Source organism: Sphingomonas sp. Root710 (assembly GCF_001429065.1).
GTDB lineage: Bacteria > Pseudomonadota > Alphaproteobacteria > Sphingomonadales > Sphingomonadaceae > Rhizorhabdus.
The window spans coordinates 378,769-403,741 of record NZ_LMIB01000012.1 but is presented as its reverse complement, the minus strand read 5'-3'; the positions used below and the strand labels follow the sequence as shown (position 1 = coordinate 403,741).

The following is a 24,973-nucleotide window of genomic DNA, read 5'->3' as shown; positions in this document are numbered from 1 at the left end:
CAAATTATTGTCGCAGCCCTGTAACCTTTTGCGCGCAAAGGCGTTTTCGGGGGTGCGGAGAGGGAGTTTCTACCAAAATGTTCGCACGTACCCCGCGGCTTTTGCTGCGTCCCGGCTGGAAGGAAGACGCGCCCGCTTTGGCGGCTGCGCTCGACGATTTTTCGGTCGCCGGCAATCTCGCGCGCGTCCCCTGGCCCTATGGCATCGATGACGCCGAGTCCTTTCTGGCGATGGATCAGGGGCCGCTGCCCAATTTGCTGATCTTCGCGCGCACCCATGGCGCACCGCGTCTCGTCGGTGGCATCGGGCTCGACGCACGCGATGGCGGCGCTGAACTCGGTTACTGGATCGCACGCCCCTATTGGGGGCTGGGCTTCGCCACCGAGGCGGGACGCGCCGTCGTGGAGATGGCTGATCGCAGCCTGCGTTTGCCAAAGCTCTTCGCCGGGCATTTCGTCGATAACCCCAGTTCGGCGCGGGTACTGCACAAGCTCGGCTTCGAGCCGACCGGCAATATCAGCATGCGCAGCTGCCGTTCGCGTGAGTCGGTCGAATCCTGCATCGACTTCGTACGCAAGGCTGGCGCTTCGGCGGGCCGCGCCCCGGCCCATAGCGGTTACGACCGTGAGGACGCCCTGGCCGCCTGAAGGCGGTCGTGGCTGCCGCGTCCAGCTGGGCCGGCGCAAAGCGCGCCTTGCAACGATGACAGAAAAATCTACGGGGTAACGCGGCGGCGCGATGCTATGCGCCGCCGCGTTGGGGTGGAACCACGGCGCGCACGCGCCGGCGGAGGTTCCGGCGTTAAGCTCCCTATCCTTGCAAGGGCTTATGATGCCGCACACACGTTCGCGCCTGTCGACAGAGGAAATGCGCCAGATCGCTCTTGAGGCGGCTCGCGCGATCCTGATCGAAGAAGGGCCGCAGGCGGTGACGCTGATGGCGGTCGCCAAGCGAATCAACCGCACCCACGCCAATATCCTCCACCATTTCGGTTCGGCGGGCGAATTGCGCAGGGCGATGGCAGAGATGATGGTCGCGCGGATCACCGCAGAAATCGGCGAGGCCGTGTTGCGCCAGCGACAGACCGAGGGCGACATCCGCGAGGTCGTCGACATCACCTTCGACGCCTTCGAAAAACAGGGCATGGCGGCGCTGATGTCGTGGATGATCCTGTCGGGAGAGCATGACGGCCTGACGCCCATCCTCGACGCCGTGCATAACCTGATCGAGGAGCTCGGCGAGCATCGCGGGGCGCCCCTCCGCCAGATCACGCAGATGCTGGTGCTCACCGCGCTGGGCGAAGGCCTGATCGGCGGGGCGATCGCCAAGGCGCTCGAAGTCCCCCGCGACACGGCGCGGAAGACGATCGCGCACCAGCTGCAAACGATGCGGGGCTGGTAGCTTCCTCCTCCATCGTCATGCAGACCTTGTTCGGCATGACCGAGCGTCTGTGGCCGGGAGGGTTCTTTTCGCCGCCATTTCGTATAAAGCCGCGCGATGCATTTTCTCGATCAAGCCAAGATATTCATTCGCTCGGGCGCGGGCGGCCCGGGGGCGGTCAGCTTCCGGCGGGAGAAGTTCATTGAATATGGCGGCCCCGACGGCGGCAATGGCGGCAAGGGCGGCGATATCGTCTTCGAAGCGGTGCCCGGCCTGAACACGCTGATCGACTTCCGCTACACTCAGCATTTCCGGGCGCCGCGCGGCAAGGGTGGCGCGGGCTCCAACCGCACCGGCGCGGGCGGAGACGATCTCGTCATCCGCGTGCCCGTCGGCACCCAGATATTGTCCGAGGACAAGAGCGAGGTGCTCGCCGACTTCACCGTTCCCGGCGAGCGGCGGGTGTTCCTGCGCGGCGGCGACGGCGGGCGCGGCAACGCCAGCTACAAGACGTCGACCAACCGCGCGCCGCGCCAGCACGGCACCGGCTGGCCGTCCGAAGAGGCGTGGGTGTGGCTTCGGCTGAAGCTGCTCGCCGATTGCGGGCTGGTCGGCCTGCCCAATGCCGGGAAGTCGACCTTCATCAACGCGGTGTCGAACGCCAAGGCCAAAGTCGGCGATTATCCTTTCACCACGGTTCGCCCCCAACTCGGCGTCGCCAGCCACAAGGGACGGGAGTTCGTCGTGGCCGACATCCCTGGCCTGATCGAGGGGGCGGCGGAAGGCGCCGGCATCGGCGATCGCTTCCTGGGCCATATCGAACGCTGCCGGGTGTTGCTCCACCTGATCGATGCGAGCGGCGACGATCCTGTCGACGCCTATGAGATCGTCCAGGGCGAACTCGACGCCTATGGCGCCGGCCTGTCGGACAAGCCTCAGATCGTCGCGCTCAACAAGGTCGACACGGTCGATGCCAAGACGCTCGACAAGCTGGTCAAGAAACTCGCCAAGAAGAGCGGGGGCGACGTGATGCGCCTGTCGGGTGCGACCGGGGAGGGGCTCGATCCTGTGCTCGACAAGATCATCGAGATACTCGGTCCTGCGCCGGAGACGGCGGCCGCGAACGAGAATGAGGGGGCGGAGCCGTGGTCGCCCATCTGATCCGATGATCGCGGATTATTTTTTGCCCGCCAACTGTCCGCGCCTGATCGTCAAGATCGGGTCGGCGCTGCTCGTCGATCCGCAGGGGCTGCTGCGTCGTGACTGGCTCGCGGGGGTCGTGGCCGACATCGCCGCGCGCCACCGCGCCGGCCAGAAGATAGCCGTGGTGTCGTCGGGTGCGATCGCGCTCGGCGCGCGGCGGCTCCGCCTTGCCAAGGGCGGACGCGCCAGTCTGGAGGATGCGCAGGCGGCGGCGGCGACCGGACAGATCGCGCTGTCGCACTGCTGGGCCGAACTGCTCGGTGAACGGGGGCTGACCGCCGCGCAGATGCTGGTGACGCTCGACGACCTCGAGGATCGCCGCCGCTATCTCAATGCCGCCTCGACCCTCGACCGGCTGCTCAGTCTCGGCGTTGTGCCGGTGATCAACGAGAATGACTCGGTCGCGACCGAGGAAATCCGCTTCGGCGACAATGACCGGCTGGCGGCGCGGATCGGCCAGGCGGCCGAGGCGCAGGGCGTCATCCTGCTGTCCGACATCGACGGCCTATACACCGCCAATCCGCACCGGGATTCCAGCGCGAAGCTGGTCCCCGAGGTCCGCCGCATCGATGCGAAGATCCGGGCGATGGCCGACAGCGGGTCGGCCTCGGGCATGGGATCGGGGGGCATGGTGTCCAAGCTCGAAGCGGCGCGGATCGCGCAGCATTCGGGCGCCCATCTCGCCATCATCTCGGGCAAGCGTGATCGTCCGCTCGCTGCGTTCGACGCCGACGGGCGCGGCACGATCTTCGTCGGCGACAAGATCGGCGGGGCGCGCAAGGCGTGGCTCGCGGGGCGGCTCACCGTCAAGGGACAGATCATCGTCGATGCCGGCGCGGCGAAGGCGCTGGCGCAAGGGCGCAGCCTGCTCGCCGCGGGCGCGGTCTCGGTCGACGGGCGTTTTGCGCGCGGCGACGTCGTGAACATCGCGGGTCCCGACGGGCATGTGCTAGCGCGCGGCCTTGCCGAATATGACGCGGCAGACGCGGGCAAGATCGTCGGCCGGCGCAGCGAGGCGCTCGAGGCGATCCTCGGCTATGCGCCGCGATCGGCGCTGGTCCATCGCGACCATATGGTACTGCTGTGATCCTCGCGATCACCGGGGGCACCGGCTTCCTGGGCGGCCATGTCCTGCGCGAGGCGGCGGCGCGGGGCCATGATATCAAGGCGCTCACCCGCAGCGCGCAGTTGCCCCGGCCCAATGTCGAATGGATCAAGGGCACGCTCGAGGATCATCGCGTGCTCGCCGACCTGGCCGAGGGCGCCGATGCGGTGATCCACATCGCCGGTGCGATCAACGCGCCCGCGCTCGCCGGTTTCGTCGAAGCGAACGTCACCGGTACGGCATCGCTGCTGACCGCGAGCGAGGCGGTCGGCGCGAAACGCTTCATTCACGTCTCGTCGCTGTCGGCGCGAGAGCCTGACCTGTCCGACTATGGCTGGTCCAAGGCGGCTTCGGAGGCGATGGTGGTGCAGTCACCGCTCGACTGGACGATCGTCCGGCCCCCGGCGATTTACGGCGCGGGCGATCGCGAAATGCTGGAACTGTTCCGCGTCGCCCGGCGCAAGGGCATTCTCCCGCTGCCGCCCAAGGGCCGGATATCGCTGATCGAAGCCGGCGATCTGGCCCGGCTGCTGCTCGACCTCATTGGCGCCAAGGACGCTGTCGGGCAAGTGTACGAGCCCGATGACGGAGCGTCCCAGGGCTATAGCCATCGTGAGTTCGGCAAGCTGATCGGGCAGGGCGTCGGCCGTCCGCGCCTGCTGACGCTGCCGGTGCCGGGCTTCGTGCTGCGGCTGGCGGCGATGGCGGAGCGGATGCGGCACGGTGATCGCGCCAAGCTCACCCCCGACCGGGTTCGCTATTTCTGCCATCCCGATTGGGTCGTGCAGAAGCGGCCTCCCGCATCGATCTGGCAACCCAAGGTAAGTGCCGCCGAAGGGCTGAAGGCGACGGCGGGCTGGTATCGATCGGAGGGGTGGCTCTAGCCGATTCCCGCCGCAAAGTGCAGGATGAAGGCGACGAAGCTGCAGATCAGACCCAGCACCAGCACCTTATAGGCATAGCCGAGCAGCCGGTATTTCTTGCGGGCGAGCACCCGGCCGTTCTGGTAGATGTCGTGCGCAAAGGCTTCGAACACACCCTGATGGGTCTCGACAGTCTTCAGCATCATCGCGACGAACTCGTCCTCGCTCAACTGGCTGAACGATCCGAAGAACAGGAGATTGGCCGGGCCGTCGGCCTTGGGCGGCACCTTGGTCGACGGCAGCACCGCCATCACCGCAAGCAGCGCCGACAGAAAGGCGGCGGCGCCCAGGATCAGCAGCGCCAGCGGCGGATGGCCGCCGCCCTTGATCTGCCCCAGCGTAATCGTGAAGATCACGAAGGTCGTCCCCATCAGCAGGTTAGCCTTCTGATCGGCCATCTGGCTGAGCTGATACTGGATCGACTGGGTGGTGCGGAGCAGGTGGACGAAGTCTGGCGAATAAACGCGCGGTCCGTTCGGATTGGCTGGTTCGGTCGACACATGCCCCCCTGGTTCGACTTCTTCTTGTCATATACATGCACCGCGAACCCGCCGCTGCCAAGCGCCGCCGCGTCGCTGCCGCGAAGCCGCCGCAATCGCTTGTCATGCGCTGCACAACAAAAATGAACGGCAAAAGCCGTTCAGTTTTGACTGGACCGCGATTTCCGAGGTGGCAGCTATTTCCTCCTGCCTCGAAATCGCTTTAAGGGACTAGCATGAGCGACCGAGACGATATCTTCACCCGCGTGGCGGAACAGATCGAACCCTTTAACAAGAAGGGCGTCGACCTGACCGACGCGACGACCTTCGCGGGCGACCTCGAATGGGACAGCCTGACCGTGATGGATTTCGTCGCCGCAGTCGAGGACGAGTTCGACATCATCATCACGATGAACATGCAGGCCGAGATCGAGACGATTGGCCAGCTGGTCGACGCCGTCGCCAAATTGCAGGGCTGAATCCGGTGAAGGATCTGTTTTCGAAATTCGATCCGCTGATCAACGAGCGCGAGGCGCTGCTCGCGACAGGCGTGCGCGATCCCTACGGCATCGTGATGGACAAAGTGCTGTCGCCCACCGAAGCGCTGATCAACGGCAAGCGCACGATATTGCTCGGCACCTACAACTATATGGGCATGACCTTCGACGCGGACGTGATCGCCGCTGGCAAGGCCGCGCTCGACGCCTTCGGTTCCGGCACCACCGGCAGCCGCGTTCTCAACGGCACCTATCAGGGCCACAAGGAGTGCGAAGAAGCGCTGAAGGAGTTCTACGGCACCGAGCATGCGATCGTCTTTTCGACGGGATATCAGGCCAATCTCGGCATGATCTCCACGATCGCGGGCAAGGGCGATTACATCATACTAGATGCCGACAGCCATGCCTCGATCTACGACGGCTGCTCGCTGGGCAATGCCGAGGTGGTCCGCTTCCGGCACAATTCGGTCGAGGATCTCGACAAGCGACTGGGTCGCCTGCCGGCCGAGGCAGGCAAGCTCGTCGTCCTCGAAGGCGTCTATTCGATGATGGGCGATATCGCACCGCTCAAGGAGATGGTTGCCGTTTCGAAGAAGCATGGCGCGATGATCCTGTGCGATGAAGCGCATGGCATGGGCTTCTTCGGCGAACATGGCCGTGGCGTGTTCGAGGAAGCGGGCGTCTCCGACGACATCGATTTCGTCGTTGGCACCTTCTCCAAGTCGGTCGGCACGGTCGGCGGCTTCTGCGTGTCGAACCATCCGAAGTTCGAGGTGCTGCGCCTCGTCTGCCGTCCCTATGTGTTTACCGCGTCGCTGCCGCCGTCGGTCGTCGCCACCGCCGCGGCCTCGATCCGCAAGCTGATGCATGCCGGCGACAAGCGTGCGCATCTCTGGAAGAATTCGCGCCGCCTGCACCAGGGCCTGCGCGACATGGGCTACAAGCTCGGCACCGAGACCGCCCAGTCGGCGATCATCGCTGTGATCCTCACCGACATGGCTCAGGCGGTGGCGCTGTGGCAGGGGCTGCTCGAGGCTGGCCTTTACGTTAACACGGCGCGCCCGCCCGCCACGCCGGCGGGTATGTTCTTGCTGCGCTGCTCGCTCTGTGCCGAACATAGCGACGAGCAGGTCGACGAGATCCTCGGCATGTTTGAGCGCGCGGGCCGGGCTACGGGTGTGATCGCCTGATCCGATACGGGCTATAAAGCCGCACGCTTCGTCGCATTGGTGGCTTTGCCCGTCGCTCCGGCTACGGTACAAAGCGCCAATGGCGACATTCTCTCCCGAGACCTTGAAGCGGGGGTTGTCTCCTGCCTCCGGGCGGGTGGTGGCGGCCAGCTTATTGGCATTGACCGCGCTAGGCCTGTTGATCGTCGTCGTCATGATGGTCGCCCGTACCAACGATGCGCGCGATGCGGCGCTGGCGCAGGAGCAGCGCAGTTACGACATCATGATGCTGACCCGCTCGCTCGACGCCTCGCTGGCACGATCGGAAGCGGCGCTTGGCCGCTATGTTGTCAATGCCGACCGCCGTACCGGCACGGTTTATTATGACGAGTGGCGGCGTGCGGCGACGCATCTGCGCGCCCTGGAGAAGCTGGTCGGCCGCCGGAAGGTTCAGGGGCCGCTGGTCGTTGAACTCCGCAACCTGCTCGCTGCCCGCGAAAAGGAGCTGGCGGCAGCGGCGGCTTTCGCCAATGTCGGCAAGGGCTGGTATGCTATCGGCATGTACAACCGCGCCGCGGAATCGCCGAACGTCGCGGCGATCGACCGGGTGCTCGAACATATCAGCGCCAACGAACGCCAGCGGCTGGGACAGCGCGCCGAGGCGACGATCGCGTCGGCTGATCGCGCCAAGCGTTTCACCACTTTGTTGTCGGTGCTCGGTATCGTGCTCACCGGGCTCGCCATATTGCTCGGCTGGCTTGCCGCGTCGGAGGCGGTGCAACGCGCCAGCGCCGACCAGATGGCCGAGGAGGAGGGCGATCGCGCCGCGCAGCTCGAAGCCGCAGTCGCCGCGCGCACGCGCGAACTGAGCAGCGCCAACGAGAAGCTGCGCGAGGAAACCGAGACTCGCGCGCGAGCCGAGGCGCAACTGGCCCAGGCGCAGAAGATGGAAGCGGTCGGCAAGCTGACCGGCGGCATTGCGCATGACTTCAACAATATGCTCGCGGTCGTCGTCGGCGGGCTCGATCTGGCGCGGCGCAAGCTGGCGCAACGATCGGGCGACGTCAGCACCTATCTCGACGGTGCGATGGAAGGAGCGGACCGCGCCGCCGCACTGACGCGGCGTCTGCTGTCCTTCGCGCGCGCCGAACCGCTGCTGCCCGATGCAGTTCAGCCGTCGAAGCTGGTCACCGGCATGAACGTCCTGCTCGATCGTACGCTGGGGGAGAGGATCACGGTCCGGGTGGACGTCGGCCGGGCGCGCTGGCCGATCTGGGCCGACGCGCATCAGCTCGAAAACGCCATTCTAAACCTTGCGGTCAATGCGCGGGACGCGATGGAGGGCGCCGGGCGGCTCGACATCTCAGCAGAGGATGTGGCGATCGGGACAGACGATCCGGGCGGGCTTGCGCCGGGCGATTATGTCCGGATCGATGTCGCCGACACCGGCTGCGGTATGCCGCCGCAAGTGATCGAGCGGGCCTTCGAACCCTTCTTCACCACCAAGCCTGTCGGCAAGGGCACTGGTCTCGGGCTCAGCCAGATCTTCGGGTTCGTCCGTCAGTCGCACGGCGATGTCCGCGTCGCTTCGACGGTGGGCCAGGGCACCACCATCTCGCTGTTCCTGCCGCGCTACCACGGGGCGGCGGGCGAGCGGCCGGCGCAGGAAGGCGCGACGATCATCAAGCCGCAATTCGGTCCGCTGTCGATCCTGCTGGTGGAGGACGATCCGCGCGTGCAGGCCTCAACCCGCGCCGGGCTTGTCGAACTCGGACACAGCGTCCGCGCCTGCGCCTCGGGTGACGAGGCGCTCGAGATATTGGCGACCGGATCGGGCTTCGACCTGATGCTGACCGACGTGATGATGCCGGGGATGACAGGTCCCGAACTGGTCAGCCGGATCAGCCGCGACTACCCGCATATCGCGGTGCTGTTCGTCACCGGCTATGTCGGCGAGGCGGGGCAGACCGAAGACTTCACTGGTCATGAGGTGCTGCGCAAGCCCTTCACCATCGCGGGCCTGGGTAACGCCATCACCCATGCGATCGATCGCCGGGGCAATCCTACTGCCTCGCAGGCCGCGTGATCGCGGGCGCGAAAAGCTTTGTTCCGGAAGGGGCTGCGCGCGCGGTGCGATTAAAGCCGGGCCGGGCGTGGACACTCCCCGCCCGGCCCGCGCACATCACATATTGTCGACGCTCTTGCTGACCATGACGTTCACCGCCACGCGACGGTTCTGTGCCTTGCCTTCATCGGTGTCGTTGCTGGCGGCCGGATCGGCCTCGGCCATCCCCGTCGGCGTCAGCATGCGATAGGGTTTCCATCCGCACTGCTGCTGGAGATAGTTGATGACGCGGCTGGCGCGCTTCTCGCTGAGCTGCTGGTTGAAATCATCGCTTCCCGTCGAATCGGTATAGCCGACGACCAGCAGCAGGGCGTTGTCCATCGCTTCGGCCGAGGCCGCCGTCGAGCAGAGCTGCGCCTTGTCCTCGGCGGACAATTCGGTCTTGCCGGTGTCGAAATGCACGTTCGTCGTGCCTTTCAGATTATATTTGTCGATATCGCCCAGACGGCCACGCAGCGACTCGGTGGCCGCGGTCTGCTCCTCGAAACGCTGGTCGGTGGCGTTGCGGATCATCGTTGCGGTCTTCAGATCCGCATTCCGGAAAGTGACCTGGCTCGCCACCAGCTCGGTCGACTGCCCATCGGCCGCCTGCAGCGTCTTGATGGTGACGGGGAGTCCGTTGAGCAGCGCTGCCGTACCCTGCTTGCTGCGACCGCCGAACAGGCCGCCCCCAGTCTTGATCCGGGTGGCGTCGTTGACGGCGATGATGGTGCTGCTGCCGTCGGGTGCGGTGACCTTGATCTTGTCGTCCTTGCGGGCCGAGATGACGCCCTTGATCTCCGGCCCCTTGGCCATCACCGGCGCGTTCACCAGGATGCTTGGATCCGAAACTTGCTCCTGTGCAGACACGCTGCCCGATGCCGCCAACGCGGCAAGCACGATACAAACGCCCGATGTTTGGGAAATGACACGCATATCGCGACTCCTCTATCCTACCCCCAGCAAATCCTGCGTGTTCAGATCGACCTGTCTGGCAGATGAACATGGCCCCGCAGGCCGTGGGCCGAGCCGGTAATTGGGTCATCACGTGCGACGAACCGTTGCCGAAGGCGCCGTTCGGGTAGGAGAAAGATGGTCGGCTATGCCAGCCGATGCGGAGTCGGATCGCCTATTTCGTCGACCAGCTCGGCCCGCGCTTGCACATTGCATGCCGCATGATGGCGGGCCAGGTCGGCGGATGGGATGCGGAGGCTTTCCGCCAGCCGGGCCAGGATCGAAGCGTCGTCGCTTTCCGCGATCAGGCCGACCAGCCAGACCGCATCGACGCCGACGATCGGAGCGAGCAGCCGCATCGTCCGGGCGCGCAGGCGAAAGTCGAAGTCGGCGAGGCGGGCGGTCTCCACTTCCTGCTTCTTGAGCAGCGCGCCGCGCAGATCCCAGACCATGATCGTAAGATAATCCGCGAGAGTTTCCGCGCAAGCGCGCGTTCAGCGCACCGCGCCGCGCAGGATCAGGCGGGGCAGCAGGCTGATCGCCCCGAGGATCGGCCAGCGGCGCTGCCAGGGGCGAATCTCGATCGCGGCTCCGGCGTGGCGGTTGATCTTCCAGGCGAGATAATCGATCCCCCCGGCATAGGTGGTGCTCGCCTTGGCGAGCCGGACGATGGTCAGCGCCTTGCCCTCGCGGCGGCGGCGCACCCACAGGGCTGCTCCGGCGCGCCGCTCAGCCGCGGTCAACGCCTCCTCGAAAGCGATGCGATCCCCCGTGATCGTCGCGGGGAGGCCCGCGGCGGCGAGGGCCGGCGCAGTGAAGCAGCGGTAGCGGACGGGATCGGCGGCGACGACCGAGGTCGCCCGGCCCTTGCGCTCGGCGCGCAGTTCGGCAGCATAGGTGAGGTTGAAGGCTTGGCCCCACAGTTCGTCGAGCGTCACCGTATCGGCGAGCATCGGCCGCGCGGCGGCGAGCAGTGCGGGAGCGGCCCCGGCGATGGCGGCGACGCCATGCGCCCGCGCGCCGTCGTCGGCCGCCCAGACGAGGCGTGATGGCTGGGCGAAGCGGGCCCAGACCGACACGTTGCGCGTCGAGGAGGAGGCGAGGCGGGTGAAGTCGGCTTCGCTCAGCACCGCATATTTCGCGATCAGCCCGTCATGCTCGAACGGGAAAACGTTCGGCGGGATGAGCCGGTTGGCGAAAGCCAGCCAGCCCTTGCCGAAGGCTTCGGCATAGTCCGAGACGATCAGATAGAAATCGAGCATCAGCCCGTCGAGATTGGCCTCGCGCAGGCAGGAGCCGTAGAACAGTACCGACCGCGAAGCCCGCCCGTAGCGCGCGGCCAAGGCTGTGGCCATGGCGGTGACGCGTGGATCGACGGATTCGGCCAGTTCGGCCGCGACCAGCGTTTCGAGCGCCATGAACGGCCTTAAGCGGCGAGGCGCAGGAAGGGGACCGGCGGGGTGGTCTTGAGGATGATCGGTCGGCCGGCGTCCGCCTGGAAGATTTCGCCGTCGAGCACCACGCTCGAACGCTCGCCTTCGATGCGGATCTCGTCGCCGCGCTCGAAATGAACGCCGTCCATCTGGTTGCGGCCGACCCGTCCGAAGATGCCCGCGAAGAGCGCGCGCAGCAGCGGCAGCGGACGCTGTTCGACGACCATCATCTGCAACGGGCCCGCCGAGGCCGCGCCGCCGGTGCTGCTGCCCAGAAGCAGCTTATGCAGCGTGGTGACGATCAGCAGCGAGAAGCGGCCGTGCAACTGGCCCTGGCGCATCATCGACACCTTCAGTGGAGTCGCGGCGGGGGGCAGGAAGGCGGTGCGGATGCCAAGGATCAGTGTCGCGAGCACCGCGATGGCGGTGAGCACATGGCTGATCCCGTTGGGCAGGCCGAGCGGATAGATCTTGTTGCGGCAATAGAGGATCGTGTCGGCGAGCCCCGCGCCGCCAAGGAACATCCCCAGCACCGGACGCGCGCCATCGGTGCCGTCCGACAGCGCGATGAGTTCGCGGTCGACGACATGCTCCTCGACGCCGTTGCGCGCGATCTCGATCACCTTGGCAAGCGCCGCGATTGGATCGCCCACCGCGCCCAGATCGAGCGCGATCAGATTGGTCTTGCCATTTGGCAGCACCGCGACCGGCGGTGGCGATCCGTCGAAATGGCCGCCCAGATAGAGTTCGGTCAGCGCCGCCTGGACGGTGCCGTCGCCGCCATTCACCACCAGCACCTTGGGATTGACCCGGGCGATGGTGCGCAGCGCCTCGCCGATCTGCTCGATCGACTCCACCTCATAATGGAAGACGTCGCTATGCGCCGCGCAATAGCTCCGCATCCGCGGCAACATCGACAGATTGCCGGTCGAGCGCGGATTGGAGAGGAGCGCGACGCTGGCCATCGACTACCTCGCCGCCATCGCGATAGGGCCGAACGAGCCGCCCTGGACATAGTTCATCGTGACCGGAACGCGAACCACGCCGTGCACCGCAACCTTCACCCGGTCCGGGCTGGGCTTGCGTTTGAACATCACGTCGAACAGCGACATCTTCGGATTGCCCGACATCCCGCCGCCATCGTTCATGCCGGTCTTGCCCGACGAATCGACGTCGTGCCGCACCGACACCGCATAAGTGCCTTCGGCGGGCACCGCGACGCAGATCTCGACCGGGCCCGTCGCGGGGACGGGAACGTCGACGCGACGCAGCCACGCGCCCTTTTCGAAATAGCGATTGGGATTGCCGCCATAGGATTGGACGCGCAGCGTTCCGCCGCGCTTCTTCAGACCCTCGATATGAACGAGCATCGCCGGGCCGTCGCCCTTGCAGGCGCTCGCGTCGGGGCCGAGCACGGCGGCGTGCGCGCTGGCGGGCATTGCCGCCGCGATCAACATTCCCGCCATCCCTGCCACAAGTTTCGACATGACCTCATTACTCCTGGAAGCTATAGCCATGCGCGAACCCATGGCCGGTACACTGCCCCATGAGTCGGAAATTGGGCTGCGATTGCGGCCAGAACATGGTCACGGGGCGTCGAAAAGTTGAGATTTGACACGCTAACCGACCGATATGTCGCCCGCCTGATCGCCACGCCCCTTATCGGCACGCTGGTGATCGCGGCGATGCTCCTCACCCTCGACAAGATGCTGCGGCTGTTCGACTTCGTCGTGTCGGAGGGCGGGCCGGTCAGCGTCGTATGGCGCATGCTCGCCAATCTTATTCCGGAATATATGTCGCTCGGCATCCCGATCGGGCTGATGCTCGGCTGCCTGCTCGCCTTCCGCAAGCTCGCGCTGTCGTCGGAACTCGACGTGCTGCGGGCAGTGGGAATGAGCTACGGGCGGCTGCTCCGCGTGCCCTATTATTATGCGATTGCGCTCGCCTTGCTCAATCTCGCCATCGTCGGCTTCATCCAGCCTTATTCGCGCTATGCCTATGAAGGGCTGCGCTTCGAGCTGCGATCGGGCGCGCTTGGCGCATCGATCAAGGTCGGCGAGTTCACCAAGCTGGGCAAACGGATGACAATCCGGGTCGAAACGAGCCGCGACGGCGGGCGCGAGCTTTCGGGCATCTTCGTGATGACCGAATCTAACGAAGGCAAGAGCCTCGCGGTCACCGCCGAACATGGTCAGTTCCTGGCGACGGACGACCCTGACACGATCATCCTGCGCCTGCGTAATGGCGTCCTCGTCCACGACGCACCCAGCTTCAAGGAGCCGCGTGTGCTCCAGTTCGTCGGCCATGACCTGCCGATCGACCTGCCCAAGATGGAGGCCTTCCGCCAGCGCGGCGGCCGCGACCTCGAAATGACGATGCCTGAACTGGTTGTCACCGCCCACAAGCCGAACACGCCGGAGAAGCTGCGCTCGGAATTGCGCTCCGAGTTCCATTTCCGGCTGGTCGAGGTGGCGACGATGTTCCTGCTGCCGATGCTCGCGCTCGCGCTCGCCATACCCCCCAAGCGGTCCTCTTCGGCGCTCGGCGTGTTCCTGTCGATCATCATGATCGTCACCCAGCACAAGATCAACGAATATGCCGCTTCGGTCGCCGCATTGGGCAGGATCGAACCTATCCTGGCGCTGTGGATACCCTTCCTCTGCTTTGCGGCGCTGGTGTGGTGGATGTACCGTACGATTGCCCATGTTCCCGGCGGTCAGCCGATCGGGGCGCTCGAGCGCGCCGCCGACAAGGCGGTGAAGGCGGTGATCCGCTGGATCAAGTTCAGCCGGAAGGAGGCCGCGTGATGAACATCTCCTTCTTCGCCTCGCGGACGATCACCTTCTACATGGCGCGGATGTTCCTGGTCCGCTTCGCGGCGGTGCTGGCGGCGCTGGTGATCGTGCTGATGGCGCTCGACCTGCTGGGCGAATCGGGCGATATCCTGGCCTATCCTGGCAATGGCGACGCGCAGCTGTGGCTCTATGTGACGCTGCGGACGCCGCAGATCATCGCCCGCTTCCTGCCCTTCGCGGCGTTGCTCGCAACGCTCATCACCTTCGTCACCCTCAACCAGAACAGCGAGATCATCTCGATGAAGGCGGCGGGAATCTCGGCGCACCAGATCCTTGCGCCGCTGATCGTCGCCAGCATGGGTATCGCCATGGTATCGCTGTTGTTCAACGAACGCGTCGTCGCCCGGTCGACCGCGACGCTGACGGCCTGGTCCAACGCCGACTATGGCCCGATCCCGCGCGACCGCGGCATCGCCAACAATGTGTGGGTCCGCGACGGCGACGATCTGATCCACGCCGCCACGGCGCGCGGGCGCGGGCTGCGCGCCGAGCTCGACCGCGTCACCCTGTACGATCGCGATGGCGGGCGGCTGATTTCGATCGTCAAGGGCACGCGGGCGGTTCAGGCCGATGGCGGCTGGCGGATCACCGATGCGGCGCAATTCGACGTCGCCCGGGGGGTGACCACCCAGCTGCCCAGGTTCGATTTCGCGCGTGGCGTCACCGCCGACCGTTTCACCCTGTCCAGCGTCGATCCGGCTTCGCGCTCGATCCTCCAGCTGCGCGGCGCGATCGAAGATCTCGATGCCGCGGGACGCCCCACCGGGCCGCTCCGGGCTGGATTATGGCATAAATTGTCGGGGCCGCTTTCGGCGATGCTGATGCCGTTGCTGGCGGGGGTAGCCGCCTTCGGCCTGGCCCGGTCGGGGCATCTGTTCATTCGCGCGGTGATCGGCATGGCGCTGGGCTTCGCCTATTTCGTCGCCGACAATTTCGCGCTCGCGATGGGCAATCTCGGCGCCTATCCGCCGATGCTTGCCGCCTGGGCGCCCTTCCTGCTGTTCCTGCTCATCGGCGAAGCCGTCCTGATCCGGACCGAAGAATAGTATCTCGTCTCGCGAAAGTCGCAAAAGCGCCGCATTGCCACGCCAGAGGGCATCACCATATTAGCCCGGATGGGGCGTCGATCGACTTTCGAGGACTTACGTGAAGCTCACCGCCATCAAGCCGGCCTTCTGGGCCAAGGAACACCATCTCGACCGCATGACGCTGCGCGAGCTGGTGATCGCCTATTTCCAATATCCCGCGATCATCGGCTATCTGACCAGCGCGATCGTCGCGATCGGCCTGTTTTTCCGCTATCCCGCGCCGCTGGTGCCGACGCTCGCGTCGATCGGCGTCGCGCTGCTCGTCTATCCGCTGGTCTGGTACTGTCTGCACCGCTGGGTGCTGCACAGCCGCTGGATGTTCAAGGTGCCCCTCCTGGCCGCGACCTGGAAGCGCATCCATTATGATCATCATCAGGATCCGAACCGTCTGGAAATCCTGTTCGGCGCGCTGCACACCACGTTGCCGACGATCGCGCTGGCGACCGCACCGATCGGCTATTGGATCGGCGGCCCCGGCGGCGCGCTGGCGGCCTTCGCCACCGGCCTGCTGACGACCTGCTTCTATGAGTTCTGCCACTGCATCCAGCATCTGGCCTACAAGCCGAAGAACAAGATGCTGATCGAGATGAAGGCGCGTCACATGGCGCATCATTTCCACGACGAGCGCGGCAATTTCGGCATCACCAACTATTTCTGGGATAAGCTGTTCGGCACCTATTACGAGCGTATCGAGAAGGACAAGAAGAGCGAGACGGTGTTCAACCTCGGCTACACGCCCGAGGTCGCCGAGCGCTATCCGCACGTCGCGCGCCTCTCGGGCGGGGTTGCCACCGGCCATCCCAGCCAGCGCATCCCGCACTGATACAGGATAGTCCGCGCATGGCCGTCTCGATCCGCCCCGTCAGCAGCAAGGCGGACCGGAAGCGTTTCGTCGAACTCGCCTACACGCTGAACGCAGCCGATCCCAACTGGGTGCCGCCGCTCCGGATGGAGGCGCTCGAGCTGGTCACGCCGGGCAAGAACCCCTTTTACGAACATGCCGAACAGCAGCTGTTCCTGGCCGAACGCGATGGCGCGCTGGCCGGACGGATTTCGGCGCATATCGACAAGCTGTTGCTGGCGATGCCGGCCGAACAGGGCGGGGGCCCCGGAATCGGCAATTGGGGCCTGCTCGAAGCCGTGGACCAGGAGACTGCGACGGCGCTGATCGCGCAGGCCGAGGACTGGCTGCGCGCCAAGGGCATGACCAGCGTGATGGCGCCGATCAGCTGCTCGATCTGGGAAGAGCCCGGCCTGCTGATCCAGGGCCATGATCATCCGCCGACGGTGATGATGGGGCACGACAATCCCGCCTATCAGGGCTGGATCGAGCCGTTGGGCTATAGCGGGATCAAGGATCTGCTGACCTATGACCTCGATATCGCCAAGCCATTCCCGCCGCTGGTCCAGCGGATCGTCTCCTCGGGTGAGCGCAACCCGCGCATCCATATCCGCAAGGTGGACAGGAGCCGCTTCGACGAGGAAGCCGCGCTGATCCTCTCGATCCTCAACGACGCCTGGTCGGACAACTGGGGTTTCGTGCCGATCACCGCCAGCGAGATCGCCTATACAGGCAAGAAGCTGAAGCCGATCGTGTTCGAGGATCTTATCCGCGTCGCCGAGGTCGATGGCGAGCCGGTCGCCTTCATGATGACCTTGCCCGATCTCAACGAACTGATGGCCGATCTCGACGGGCGGCTCTTTCCCTTTGGCTGGGCCAAGCTGCTGTGGCGGCTGCGCAAGCCGCGGGTGAAGACGATGCGTGTGCCCCTGATGGGCGTGGTCAAGAAGCTGCAGGCCACCCGCCTCGCGAGCCAACTCGCCTTCATGATGATCGAATATATCCGCCGCGATTCGGTCGCCAACTATGGCGCGACCCGCGGCGAGATCGGCTGGATCCTAGAGAACAACCAGGGAATGCGCTCGATCGCCGAGACCGTCGAGGGCAAGGTCAACAAGATCTACAGGATCTATTCGAAGACATTGTGATGTGTCCCCCCCTTGCCGTTGGGCGGGGAGAGGGTGAGAAGGCGATGTGATGACTCTGCAAAACTGGTGGCTCTTCGTCTGCGCGACCTTCCTGATTTCCGCGATGCCGGGGCCGAACATGCTCCACGTCATGACCCAGGCTATGCGCCATGGCCTCGCGCGCGCCGTCTTCACCATGGCGGGGTGCATGCTGGCGCTGCTCACCCTGTTCGGCCTGTCGGCGATGGGGATGAGCGCGCTGCTGTCTGCGCTTCCGCAATTGCTGACCGTGATCAAGGTGGCTGGCGCTCTCTATCTGATCTGGGTCGGCATCAAGGCGTGGCGCGACGACAGCGCGCCGATCGATATCGCCGGCGACGAGATCGGCGCTCGCCGCGAGAGTGCGGGCGAACTGTTCCGCGGTGGTTTCCTGATCAGTATCAGCAACCCCAAGGCGCTGATCTTCGCGGCCGCCTTCTTCCCGCAATTCGTCAGCCCGGCGCTGCCCAAACTCCCGCAATTCGCGATCCTGCTGGGCACCTTCGTGGTGATCGAGAGCGGCTGGTATCTTACCTATGCGACGGGCGGCCGTTCGCTCGGCCGGTTCATGGCCGACGCCCGTTGGCAACGGCTGTTCAACCGCGCGAACGGCGGACTGTTCATGCTGTTCGGCGCGTCGCTGCTCGCCTGGCGTCAAAAATAAAGAGGAGCCCGCAATGACCATCGACGATATCGACGACAAGGTGGCCGCCGCTGCTTTCCGCCGGCTGGTCCGCCACCTCCAGCATCGCGACGATGCGCAGAATGTCGATCTGATGGGCCTCGCCGGCTTCTGCCGCAACTGCCTGTCCGACTGGGTGGGCGAAGCGGCAGAGGGCACGCTCGACAAGGATGCGGCGCGCGAAGCCGTCTACGGCATGCCCTATGCGCAGTGGAAGGCGCAGCAGCCGCCCGCGACCCCGGAGCAACTGGCCCGGATGGACGCGAGCGTCGCGAAGAATAAAGCTTAGTTTGATCCGCTCGCGCGGATGTGCGGTGCCGGCCCGCTGCCCCGCCCAACCACCCGATCAGTGTACGATATCGGGTGGTTGGGCGGGGCAGCGGGCCGGCACCGCATGTTTCAGCCATGCTGAAACACTAAGCCACCCAACTCACCGCCCAGCGTGCGAAGCTGAGCCAGGCTTCGGTCTGCCATGTCGCGATCCGGAAGACCTGGGATGCGACCATGATACCGCCGCCGATCGCGGTGGCGCGGTGGATGCCGCCGTTGCGCCGGTAATCCCAGACGATCAACGCGACAAGAAACAGGTTGCTGAAGCCGAACAGGATGACCGGACCGGGCACGAGGGCGGGCCATGGCATCCTGCCAAAGCCTGGGCTGGTCATCTCGATCATCGCGATCAGCATCAGCCGCTTGTGGGTCTGCGGATCGCGCCGCTTGACCAGCGCCCAGCCGATCAGTCCGCCATAGACGGGCACGCTGAGCAGCGGGATCGACAGCCAGCTCAGTGGCGGGACGATCGGCGGGCCCGAGGCGCGCGCCACCTGATAAAGGCCGGCCAGCGTTCCCACCACGATCATCGCGGGCAGCATCGCCACTGCGAGCAGGCCGAGCTTGCGGTGGATGTCGGGCCGCCCGCCGGAGACGAGCAGCACCTGCGCAAGGAACAGCAGCATCCAGCTCGTGAACAGCGCGCCGTGGAGGTGCATCAGCGCCGTGATCGACGGCAGCGGATAGGCGGCGGGGACGATGCCGCGCATATAATAGCTCGGCGCGAAGCCGATCACGATCGCCGCGATCATCGCGATCGCCATGCCTGCGTAGAATCTGCGTTCGGACGCTATTGCCGCGGCTCGCCCCTGAGCTTTTGTCGCCATGTTCACTCCCCGCTTTTAAGCAACGCACTTCGTTACGACGGGTAAGACGGAACGGTTGCGTTACGGCCTTAGTGTGATCCAGGTGGGCGCATGGTCGCTCGCCTTTTCGAGCCCGCGCGTATCCTTGTCGACGCCCGCATCGGCCAGCCGGTCGGCGGCGGCGGGGCTCAGCATCAGATGGTCGATGCGGAAGCCTGCGTCGCGCTGCCACGCCCCCGCCTGATAATCCCAGAAAGTGTAGACCGGGCCGTGCGGATGGATGGTGCGCACCGCATCGGTCCAGCCCGCATTGCACAGACGGCGGAAGGCCGAGCGGCTCTCGGGCTGGGTCAGCGCATCGCTCGCCATCGCCCGCTCGGAGAAAACGTCGTCGGTCGACGGCGTCGGGATCACATTATAGTCGCCGGCCAGTATCACCGGCTTCTCGCTCGTCCACAGGTCGGCGGCATGATCGATCAGCTTGTCGAACCAGGCCAGCTTATAGTCGAACTTTGGGCCCGGCACCGGATTGCCGTTCGGCAGATAGATCGACGCGACGATCACGCCGTTCACCTCGGCTTCGATATAACGGCTATGGGTAGGGTCGGGATCGTCGGGCAGGCCCTTGCGCCGCTCCACCGGCTGTGCGCCCTTGGCGAGGATGGCGACCCCGTTGAAGCCCTTCTGCCCGTGCCAGATCGCGCCATAGCCCGCAGCCTCGATATCGGCGATCGGAAAGGTCTCGTCGGAGGTCTTGATTTCCTGCAACAACGCAATGTCGGGCGCCTTTTGCTCCAGCCATTCGACGAGGCGGGGAAGACGGGCCTTGATCCCGTTGATGTTGAAGGTCGAGATTTTCATGGGGTCAGGGATAGCGCGGCTTCCCGACGCCGTCACCCGTCCATGCAGGTGCTTAGATCGAGAAGCTCGATCCGCAGCCGCAGCCCGAGGCGGCGTTGGGGTTCTTCACCTGGAAGGCCGCACCGCCCAGCGATTCGACATAGTCGACCGCGCCGCCGCGAACGAGATCGAGGCTCATCGGATCGACGACCAGCGACACGCCGTCACGCGTCGTGACGGTGTCGTCATCGGCGGGAGCGTCGGCCAGTTCGAACTTATACTGGAAGCCTGCGCAGCCGCCGCCATCGATCGCCAGCCGCAGGATAGCCGGCTTGCCGGTCTTCTTGGCGATCATCGCCACCCGCGCCGCGGCGGAGGGAGTCAGATCAATATCTTGCTGTGCGCTCATGCCGTGAAGATAGGCATAGAAAAGGCCGCCGACAATGCCGGCGGCCCAATCCCCCTTTTTATCTCCTGGAGCCTTATTCCTCGGGGCCGCCCAGCGCGACCTCCGCGTTGCTCTCCTTCATCGCGATCAGATAATCGGCGGACTGCAGGAAAGGCAGCGGATTGACGGCGCGGCCGTCGATGCGGACCTCATAATGAAGATGGTTGCCCGTTGAACGGCCGGTGGAACCGACATAGCCGATCAGGTCGCCGCGCTTGATGCGCTCGCCCGGGCGGGCGGCGATGCGCGACATGTGACCATAGCGGGTGGCAATGCCCTTGCCATGGTCGATCTCGACCATGTTGCCATAGCCGCCGAACCACTCGGCGCGATCGACGACGCCGTCGGCGGTGGCGTAGATCGGGGTGCCGCTGCGCGAAGCGAGGTCGATGCCGGCATGCATCGCAGCCGACCCGGCGAACGGGTCGGAGCGGACGCCGAAGGAACTCGACACCGAGAAATTGGCGATCGGGAGGATCGAAGGGATCGAGATCGCGCCATTGTCCATGGCGTCGAGCTTTTTCCACGACTGGAACAGCGCATGGAACTGTGCGGCGCCACGTGCGTTATCCGAGAGTTCCCCGTCCTGCGCCAGGGCGGGCGTTACCGACGACGCAAGCAGCAGTGCTGCGGCGATCAGCTTCGTGCGGGTCGATGAAAGCGATTGGGCGGCAAGGCGCAAGCCAGCAGAAACTACATTGCCCAAGAAGTGCATAATTCCCCCGCAACCGGAACATTCCCGACCGAACACCCGGCCGGGCCCTGTTAGCCGCTGTCAGGAATTGCCCCCCCGTCTGCGACCCGGCCTGTGTGAGAAAGATCACAAGGGGCGGCAACCCCGGCCATCATCTCTTTCGTTAAACCGGCTTTGTCACGGGACGAGTCGTTGAACGGAGGCTTAATCGCTCCTCGGAAATGTCGCCGGACCTGTGATTGCCAGTTCTGCACGCAATCGATTCGCTCACGGTCACAGAGGAATCGAAACCAGGCGACCCCGGCGGCGACATGGCCGATCTCATCCTCGGCGATACGGCGCATGATACCGCCGGATCGCATGTCGCGTGCCGCTTCGAAACGGCTTATCAATGAAGGTGTTACGTCCAGTCCCCGCGCCTCCAGCACCATCGGGACGACCGCCAGCCGTGCCATCGGATCGCCCGCCGTCTCCTCCGCCGCCTCCCATAATCCGTCATGCGCAGGCAGGTCGCCATAGCGTGCGCCATATGCATTCAGGCGTCGTTCGAGCAGCGCGAAGTGCATCGCTTCCTCTGCGCCGACCTTCATCCAGTCGTCGATGAAGCGCGGCGGGAACATTGCGCCGAACCGCCCGACCAGATCGAAGGCGAGATCAATTGCGACATATTCGATATGCGCCAATGCATGCAGCATCGCGATGCGCGCGCGCTCCGATCCGGCGCGTCCGCGCTTGGGCATGCGCGATGGCGGCAGCAGCGGGGGACGATCGGTGCGGGCGGGGCGGTCGGGCATGGCGACGGTGAAGCGCTGTTCCAGCCGCCCCATCCGCCAGTCGCGCGCGGCCTTGCGGGCGGCCTTCACCTTGGCGATCGGATCGGGCTGGTCGAGCACCGCACGGCAGGCTTCAGAAATGTCAGTCATCGATCACGCGACCCGTCCCTCGCGAAACGCCTCGTCGAGCGCGAGGATCGACCGGACATGCCGGCGCGCCACTTCGAGGCGGTCGTCGCCATAGCCGCCGCCCAGCACGCTGGCGAGGGGAGTGCCGCGTGAGCGCGCCTGCCGCATCACGAAGCTGTCACGCGCACGCAATCCGGCGTCGGTGAGCGCGAGACGGCCGAGTTTGTCGTCGCGATGTGGATCGACTCCCGCCTGATAGAGGATGAGATCGGGCCCGAAACCGGCGATCGCGGCGGGAAGATGTATGGCGAGCGCGGCCAGATAGGCTTCGTCGCCGGTCGCGTCGGGCAGACCCAGGTCGAAGCTCGATCGCGCCTTGCGAGCCGGAAAATTCTTCTCGGCGTGGATCGAAAAGGTGAAGACATCGGGCCGCCCGGCGAGCAGCACGGCAGTGCCGTCGCCCTGATGGACGTCAAGGTCGACGATCATCACCCGCCGCGCGTCGCCCTCGGCGACGAGCCGGTTGGCGGCGATGGCGAGGTCGTTGAACACGCAATAGCCCGCTCCGCTGTCGGCCAGCGCATGATGGCTGCCCCCTGCGCTGTTCGCGGCATAGCCATGGACGAGCGCCAGTTTCGCGGCGAGCCAGGTGCCCCCGGGGGCAAGGAAGGCGCGGCGCGACACCCGCTCGGTGACCGTAAAGCCGATCCGCCGAGTCTTGTCGGGCGGCACCCGGCTCTCGGCGACTTCGTCGACATAAGCAGGATCGTGCAACGCCTCGATCCATCGTCGCGGCATCGGCTCTGGCGTGTGCAACGCATGCGGTGCGCCGCTTTCGGCCAGCGCGATCATCACCAACCCATATTTATCGAAGCTAAATGCGCTGCCCGGCGTTGTCGGCGAAACATAATATGGATGATGTACGAGTTGCAGCATCTTGCCACGCTAGCCGCTTTTACCGATGGAAGGCCATGAGCGAAGAATTTGTCCGTCCCGACGTCCGGGCCTTTCTAGACGATATCAACCGGCGAGAGGGTCCGAAGACCCATGAGGTCGATCCTGAAACCGCGCGTCGCATGGCCGGGCGGCTGCGCGATATCGCCGATGTGCCGAGTTCCGAAATCGCGACGCGGGAGGATCTCTACATATCCGCGCCCGACGGGCGCTCGATCGCGGCGCGCTTCTACGATTCGCGTCCGCGCCGCGACGAAGGGCCGCTGATCGTCTTCTATCATGGCGGCGGCTTCGTGATCGGCGACCTCGACATTTATGACGCCGCCTGCACCGATATCGCAATCGGGCTCGATCTGCCGCTGCTGTCGATCGACTACCGGCTCSCGCCCGAACATCCCTGGCCCGGCGCACCCGACGATTGCGAAGTCGCCGCGCGCTGGGTGGCCGAGCAGGGGACGTTGTTCGGGCGGCGCTTCAATTCGATGGCCTTCGCTGGGGACAGCGCGGGCGGCACGCTGTCGATCGTCACCGCAATGGCGCTGCGCAACCATCCGGCCGCGCTGCCGGTGATCGCGATCTGGCCGCTCTATCCGGCGGTCGACCTGCGCAAGCGCTATCCGTCGACCGAGCGGCTGGGCGAAGGCTATATGCTCAGCCTCGATACGCTGCGCTGGTTCAACGAACATTATGCGCCCGACTTCATGCACTGGCGCGCCTCCCCGCGGCTGGGCGACCAGCGCGGCATGCCGCCCGCGCTGGTCGTCGCGGCGACGCTCGATCCGCTGCTCGATCAGGCGCGGGCCTATGCCATGGCGTGCATCGAGGCGGGGGTGCCGACCGAATATCGCGAGACCAAAGGCAACATCCATGGCTGGCTCACGCTGCGCCGGGCTATCCCGTCGTCACAGGAGGATCTGCGCGGCTGCCTGCGCGCCTTCCGCACCATGATCGAGGAATATCGTCCGTGAAGCCCAGCCTTCCCTATCGTCCCGCCGCGGCGGTGATGCTGCTCAACAGCGAGGACAAGGTGTTCGTCGCGCAGCGGATCGATAATGCGCTCGATGCCTGGCAGATGCCGCAAGGCGGCCTCGATCCCGACGAGGACCCGCAGGCCGGGGCGCTGCGTGAGCTTGAGGAAGAGACCGGGATCGGGCCCCACCTCGTCGAGATATTGGGCCGCGCGCCCGACGTGCTGCTCTATGATCTCCCGGCTGAGTTGCAGGGCAAGATCTGGGGGGGCAAATATCGCGGCCAGGCGCAGCACTGGTTCGTCGCCCGCTTCCTGGGACGCGACGAGGATATCGACCTCGAGACGGCGGAACCCGAATTCCGGGCGTGGAAATGGGCCGACGCCCGCGAACTGGTCGACCTGATCGTGCCGTTCAAGAAGACGCTCTACGCGCAGGTGGTGGCGGCGTTCGGCGATTATCTGCCGAAATAGCTACAGCCCCTTCGCCGCGGCCAGCACCTCCTCGGCGTGGCCCTTGACCTTCACCTTGCGCCAGATGCGGGCGATCTTGCCGTCCTTGCCGATCAGGAAGGTCGCGCGGTCGATGCCCATATAGTTGCGGCCATAGAGGGTCTTTTCGATCCAGGTGCCATAGGCTTCGCAGATGCCGCCGTCTCCGTCGGAGGCGAGGCGGACCTTCAGCCCATATTTGTCGATGAACTTCTGGTGCTTGGCCGGGGTGTCCTTGGAAACGCCGATGATCGTGGCGCCTGCCTTGGCGAACTCGTCCGCCATCATGGTGAAGGCTTGCGCTTCGGTGGTGCAGCCCGGCGTATCGTCCTTGGGATAGAAATACAGGACGACGATCTTGCCCGCCTGCCCGGCGATGCTGGTGCTGCTGCCGTCGGGCAGCGGCAATGTGACGTTGGGGGCCTTGTCGCCTTCGTTCAGCATGTCGGTCTCCTGCGGATCGGTGATCCTTAGGACGACGAGACGGGAAAGTTCAACAGGCTGCGCGGGAGGCAGGCGGGGCGGTGCATCAACAGGGATGCCGCCGGGAGACTAAGGGGCGCCCCGATACGCTGGGGCGCCCTTCGATGAATACGACCACCGATGTCTCTGACGCTTACGCAACACGCACAGTTGATGCTGCCTGGGTAGCAGCGATTTC

Annotated in this window: 29 protein-coding genes; 16 read left to right on the top strand and 13 right to left on the bottom strand. The window is 65.3% G+C overall.

All coding sequences use genetic code 11. The features are described 5' to 3' along the window. Positions 1-77 precede the first annotated feature (77 nt). The 5 genes from ASE00_RS11785 to ASE00_RS11765 all read left to right on the top strand — a co-directional run bounded on the left by ASE00_RS11785 (position 78) and on the right by ASE00_RS11765 (position 4,572). Positions 78-647, top strand: coding sequence for a GNAT family N-acetyltransferase (locus tag ASE00_RS11785; RefSeq protein ID WP_056380446.1), 570 nt, complete (start codon positions 78-80; stop codon positions 645-647). A gap of 184 nt (positions 648-831) precedes the next feature. Then, on the top strand, positions 832-1,401 hold the full coding sequence (locus tag ASE00_RS11780; protein WP_056381601.1) for a TetR/AcrR family transcriptional regulator: 570 nt from the start codon (positions 832-834) through the stop codon (positions 1,399-1,401). 96 nt (positions 1,402-1,497) lie between these two features. Next, positions 1,498-2,541 (top strand): GTPase ObgE, encoded by a 1,044-nt coding sequence (gene obgE / locus ASE00_RS11775; protein WP_056380445.1) that lies wholly within the window; start codon positions 1,498-1,500, stop codon positions 2,539-2,541. Between the two features lie 4 nt (positions 2,542-2,545). Then, a complete protein-coding gene (proB, locus tag ASE00_RS11770; RefSeq protein WP_056380443.1) occupies positions 2,546-3,670 on the top strand; it encodes a glutamate 5-kinase in 1,125 nt (374 codons plus the stop codon). Beyond that, positions 3,667-4,572 carry an NAD-dependent epimerase/dehydratase family protein gene (locus ASE00_RS11765; protein WP_056380440.1) on the top strand — a complete coding sequence of 302 codons (906 nt, stop codon included), beginning with the start codon at positions 3,667-3,669 and terminating at the stop codon, positions 4,570-4,572. Before proB ends, ASE00_RS11765 begins: the two co-directional genes overlap by 4 nt. Here the strand turns inward: ASE00_RS11765 and ASE00_RS11760 are convergent. Then, positions 4,569-5,111, bottom strand: a complete 543-nt coding sequence (locus tag ASE00_RS11760; RefSeq protein ID WP_056380438.1) for a Pycsar system effector family protein — start codon at positions 5,109-5,111, stop codon at positions 4,569-4,571. The two genes, ASE00_RS11765 and ASE00_RS11760, sit on opposite strands and share 4 nt — an antisense overlap. Before the next feature lie 215 nt (positions 5,112-5,326). Here ASE00_RS11760 and ASE00_RS11755 point away from each other — a divergent pair, with 215 nt between their 5' ends. The 3 genes from ASE00_RS11755 to ASE00_RS11745 all read left to right on the top strand — a co-directional run bounded on the left by ASE00_RS11755 (position 5,327) and on the right by ASE00_RS11745 (position 8,842). Beyond that, complete coding sequence (locus ASE00_RS11755; RefSeq protein WP_056380436.1) at positions 5,327-5,569, top strand: acyl carrier protein; 243 nt, start codon at positions 5,327-5,329, stop codon at positions 5,567-5,569. 5 nt (positions 5,570-5,574) lie between these two features. Next, on the top strand, positions 5,575-6,777 hold the full coding sequence (gene spt, locus ASE00_RS11750) for a serine palmitoyltransferase (RefSeq protein WP_056380434.1): 1,203 nt from the start codon (positions 5,575-5,577) through the stop codon (positions 6,775-6,777). A 79-nt stretch (positions 6,778-6,856) separates the two neighbouring features. Further along, the gene (locus ASE00_RS11745) at positions 6,857-8,842 is read left to right on the top strand and encodes an ATP-binding protein (protein ID WP_056380432.1); all 1,986 of its coding nucleotides are present in this window, start codon (positions 6,857-6,859) and stop codon (positions 8,840-8,842) included. A gap of 96 nt (positions 8,843-8,938) precedes the next feature. Here ASE00_RS11745 and ASE00_RS11740 read toward each other — a convergent pair whose 3' ends face one another. The 5 genes from ASE00_RS11740 to ASE00_RS11720 all read right to left on the bottom strand — a co-directional run bounded on the left by ASE00_RS11740 (position 8,939) and on the right by ASE00_RS11720 (position 12,734). Further along, positions 8,939-9,796, bottom strand: coding sequence for an OmpA family protein (locus ASE00_RS11740; RefSeq protein ID WP_056380430.1), 858 nt, complete (start codon positions 9,794-9,796; stop codon positions 8,939-8,941). A gap of 164 nt (positions 9,797-9,960) precedes the next feature. Beyond that, positions 9,961-10,266, bottom strand: coding sequence for a hypothetical protein (locus ASE00_RS11735; RefSeq protein ID WP_056380428.1), 306 nt, complete (start codon positions 10,264-10,266; stop codon positions 9,961-9,963). A gap of 42 nt (positions 10,267-10,308) precedes the next feature. After that, positions 10,309-11,232 (bottom strand): hypothetical protein, encoded by a 924-nt coding sequence (locus tag ASE00_RS11730; RefSeq protein WP_056380426.1) that lies wholly within the window; start codon positions 11,230-11,232, stop codon positions 10,309-10,311. An 8-nt stretch (positions 11,233-11,240) separates the two neighbouring features. Further along, positions 11,241-12,212, bottom strand: coding sequence for a diacylglycerol/lipid kinase family protein (locus ASE00_RS11725; protein ID WP_056380424.1), 972 nt, complete (start codon positions 12,210-12,212; stop codon positions 11,241-11,243). Between the two features lie 3 nt (positions 12,213-12,215). Further along, the gene (locus ASE00_RS11720; RefSeq protein WP_082594644.1) at positions 12,216-12,734 is read right to left on the bottom strand and encodes a DUF2141 domain-containing protein; all 519 of its coding nucleotides are present in this window, start codon (positions 12,732-12,734) and stop codon (positions 12,216-12,218) included. 117 nt (positions 12,735-12,851) lie between these two features. Here ASE00_RS11720 and lptF point away from each other — a divergent pair, with 117 nt between their 5' ends. The 6 genes from lptF (at position 12,852) to ASE00_RS11690 (ending at position 18,168) form a co-directional block, all read left to right on the top strand. Beyond that, positions 12,852-14,054 (top strand): LPS export ABC transporter permease LptF, encoded by a 1,203-nt coding sequence (lptF, locus tag ASE00_RS11715; protein WP_056380420.1) that lies wholly within the window; start codon positions 12,852-12,854, stop codon positions 14,052-14,054. Further along, a complete protein-coding gene (gene lptG, locus ASE00_RS11710; RefSeq protein ID WP_056380418.1) occupies positions 14,054-15,148 on the top strand; it encodes an LPS export ABC transporter permease LptG in 1,095 nt (364 codons plus the stop codon). Before lptF ends, lptG begins: the two co-directional genes overlap by 1 nt. A gap of 157 nt (positions 15,149-15,305) precedes the next feature. Beyond that, positions 15,306-16,013 (top strand): sterol desaturase family protein, encoded by a 708-nt coding sequence (locus ASE00_RS11705; RefSeq protein ID WP_082594730.1) that lies wholly within the window; start codon positions 15,306-15,308, stop codon positions 16,011-16,013. A 17-nt stretch (positions 16,014-16,030) separates the two neighbouring features. Next, positions 16,031-17,179, top strand: coding sequence for a hypothetical protein (locus tag ASE00_RS11700; protein WP_056380414.1), 1,149 nt, complete (start codon positions 16,031-16,033; stop codon positions 17,177-17,179). Between the two features lie 49 nt (positions 17,180-17,228). Beyond that, positions 17,229-17,861, top strand: coding sequence for a LysE family translocator (locus tag ASE00_RS11695; RefSeq protein WP_056380412.1), 633 nt, complete (start codon positions 17,229-17,231; stop codon positions 17,859-17,861). Positions 17,862-17,874: 13 nt separating this feature from the next. Beyond that, a complete protein-coding gene (locus ASE00_RS11690; RefSeq protein WP_056380410.1) occupies positions 17,875-18,168 on the top strand; it encodes a DUF1244 domain-containing protein in 294 nt (97 codons plus the stop codon). 127 nt (positions 18,169-18,295) lie between these two features. Here ASE00_RS11690 and ASE00_RS11685 read toward each other — a convergent pair whose 3' ends face one another. From ASE00_RS11685 to ASE00_RS11660, 6 genes are all read right to left on the bottom strand, one after another. After that, positions 18,296-19,036 carry a hypothetical protein gene (locus ASE00_RS11685; RefSeq protein ID WP_156405401.1) on the bottom strand — a complete coding sequence of 247 codons (741 nt, stop codon included), beginning with the start codon at positions 19,034-19,036 and terminating at the stop codon, positions 18,296-18,298. 60 nt (positions 19,037-19,096) lie between these two features. Beyond that, positions 19,097-19,876 carry an exodeoxyribonuclease III gene (xth, locus tag ASE00_RS11680; RefSeq protein WP_056380406.1) on the bottom strand — a complete coding sequence of 260 codons (780 nt, stop codon included), beginning with the start codon at positions 19,874-19,876 and terminating at the stop codon, positions 19,097-19,099. A 52-nt stretch (positions 19,877-19,928) separates the two neighbouring features. Beyond that, complete coding sequence (gene erpA / locus ASE00_RS11675; protein ID WP_056380404.1) at positions 19,929-20,264, bottom strand: iron-sulfur cluster insertion protein ErpA; 336 nt, start codon at positions 20,262-20,264, stop codon at positions 19,929-19,931. Between the two features lie 73 nt (positions 20,265-20,337). Continuing rightward, entirely contained in the window at positions 20,338-20,985 is a 648-nt protein-coding gene (locus ASE00_RS11670) for a M23 family metallopeptidase (protein ID WP_321164020.1), read from the bottom strand. An 83-nt stretch (positions 20,986-21,068) separates the two neighbouring features. Further along, positions 21,069-21,920 carry a ferritin-like domain-containing protein gene (locus tag ASE00_RS11665; protein ID WP_082594643.1) on the bottom strand — a complete coding sequence of 284 codons (852 nt, stop codon included), beginning with the start codon at positions 21,918-21,920 and terminating at the stop codon, positions 21,069-21,071. A 3-nt stretch (positions 21,921-21,923) separates the two neighbouring features. Then, a complete protein-coding gene (locus ASE00_RS11660; RefSeq protein WP_056380400.1) occupies positions 21,924-22,835 on the bottom strand; it encodes a histone deacetylase in 912 nt (303 codons plus the stop codon). A gap of 35 nt (positions 22,836-22,870) precedes the next feature. On the opposite strand from ASE00_RS11660, the gene ASE00_RS11655 reads away from it, so the two are divergent. Next, positions 22,871-23,821, top strand: coding sequence for an alpha/beta hydrolase (locus tag ASE00_RS11655; protein WP_056380398.1), 951 nt, complete (start codon positions 22,871-22,873; stop codon positions 23,819-23,821). Further along, on the top strand, positions 23,818-24,294 hold the full coding sequence (locus ASE00_RS11650; RefSeq protein WP_056380396.1) for an RNA pyrophosphohydrolase: 477 nt from the start codon (positions 23,818-23,820) through the stop codon (positions 24,292-24,294). Before ASE00_RS11655 ends, ASE00_RS11650 begins: the two co-directional genes overlap by 4 nt. On the opposite strand, the gene ASE00_RS11645 is transcribed toward ASE00_RS11650, so the two are convergent. Continuing rightward, complete coding sequence (locus tag ASE00_RS11645) at positions 24,295-24,756, bottom strand: peroxiredoxin (RefSeq protein ID WP_056380394.1); 462 nt, start codon at positions 24,754-24,756, stop codon at positions 24,295-24,297. It abuts the gene before it with no gap. Between the last annotated feature and the right edge of the window lie 217 nt (positions 24,757-24,973).

Excerpts from the sequence above, each read along its gene's own strand:
- ASE00_RS11785 (WP_056380446.1), top strand. The coding sequence starts at position 78 with ATGTTCGCACGTACCCCGCGGCTTTTGCTGCGTCCCGGCTGGAAGGAA.
- ASE00_RS11780 (WP_056381601.1), top strand. The coding sequence starts at position 832 with ATGCCGCACACACGTTCGCGCCTGTCGACAGAGGAAATGCGCCAGATC.
- obgE (WP_056380445.1), top strand. The coding sequence starts at position 1,498 with ATGCATTTTCTCGATCAAGCCAAGATATTCATTCGCTCGGGCGCGGGC.
- proB (WP_056380443.1), top strand. The coding sequence starts at position 2,546 with ATGATCGCGGATTATTTTTTGCCCGCCAACTGTCCGCGCCTGATCGTC.
- ASE00_RS11755 (WP_056380436.1), top strand. The coding sequence starts at position 5,327 with ATGAGCGACCGAGACGATATCTTCACCCGCGTGGCGGAACAGATCGAA.
- ASE00_RS11745 (WP_056380432.1), top strand. The coding sequence starts at position 6,857 with ATGGCGACATTCTCTCCCGAGACCTTGAAGCGGGGGTTGTCTCCTGCC.
- ASE00_RS11740 (WP_056380430.1), bottom strand. The coding sequence starts at position 9,796 with ATGCGTGTCATTTCCCAAACATCGGGCGTTTGTATCGTGCTTGCCGCG.
- ASE00_RS11735 (WP_056380428.1), bottom strand. The coding sequence starts at position 10,266 with ATGGTCTGGGATCTGCGCGGCGCGCTGCTCAAGAAGCAGGAAGTGGAG.
- ASE00_RS11730 (WP_056380426.1), bottom strand. The coding sequence starts at position 11,232 with ATGGCGCTCGAAACGCTGGTCGCGGCCGAACTGGCCGAATCCGTCGAT.
- ASE00_RS11725 (WP_056380424.1), bottom strand. The coding sequence starts at position 12,212 with ATGGCCAGCGTCGCGCTCCTCTCCAATCCGCGCTCGACCGGCAATCTG.
- ASE00_RS11720 (WP_082594644.1), bottom strand. The coding sequence starts at position 12,734 with ATGTCGAAACTTGTGGCAGGGATGGCGGGAATGTTGATCGCGGCGGCA.
- lptG (WP_056380418.1), top strand. The coding sequence starts at position 14,054 with ATGAACATCTCCTTCTTCGCCTCGCGGACGATCACCTTCTACATGGCG.
- ASE00_RS11705 (WP_082594730.1), top strand. The coding sequence starts at position 15,306 with ATGACGCTGCGCGAGCTGGTGATCGCCTATTTCCAATATCCCGCGATC.
- ASE00_RS11700 (WP_056380414.1), top strand. The coding sequence starts at position 16,031 with ATGGCCGTCTCGATCCGCCCCGTCAGCAGCAAGGCGGACCGGAAGCGT.
- ASE00_RS11695 (WP_056380412.1), top strand. The coding sequence starts at position 17,229 with ATGACTCTGCAAAACTGGTGGCTCTTCGTCTGCGCGACCTTCCTGATT.
- ASE00_RS11690 (WP_056380410.1), top strand. The coding sequence starts at position 17,875 with ATGACCATCGACGATATCGACGACAAGGTGGCCGCCGCTGCTTTCCGC.
- ASE00_RS11685 (WP_156405401.1), bottom strand. The coding sequence starts at position 19,036 with ATGGCGACAAAAGCTCAGGGGCGAGCCGCGGCAATAGCGTCCGAACGC.
- xth (WP_056380406.1), bottom strand. The coding sequence starts at position 19,876 with ATGAAAATCTCGACCTTCAACATCAACGGGATCAAGGCCCGTCTTCCC.
- erpA (WP_056380404.1), bottom strand. The coding sequence starts at position 20,264 with ATGAGCGCACAGCAAGATATTGATCTGACTCCCTCCGCCGCGGCGCGG.
- ASE00_RS11665 (WP_082594643.1), bottom strand. The coding sequence starts at position 21,920 with ATGACTGACATTTCTGAAGCCTGCCGTGCGGTGCTCGACCAGCCCGAT.
- ASE00_RS11660 (WP_056380400.1), bottom strand. The coding sequence starts at position 22,835 with ATGCTGCAACTCGTACATCATCCATATTATGTTTCGCCGACAACGCCG.
- ASE00_RS11645 (WP_056380394.1), bottom strand. The coding sequence starts at position 24,756 with ATGCTGAACGAAGGCGACAAGGCCCCCAACGTCACATTGCCGCTGCCC.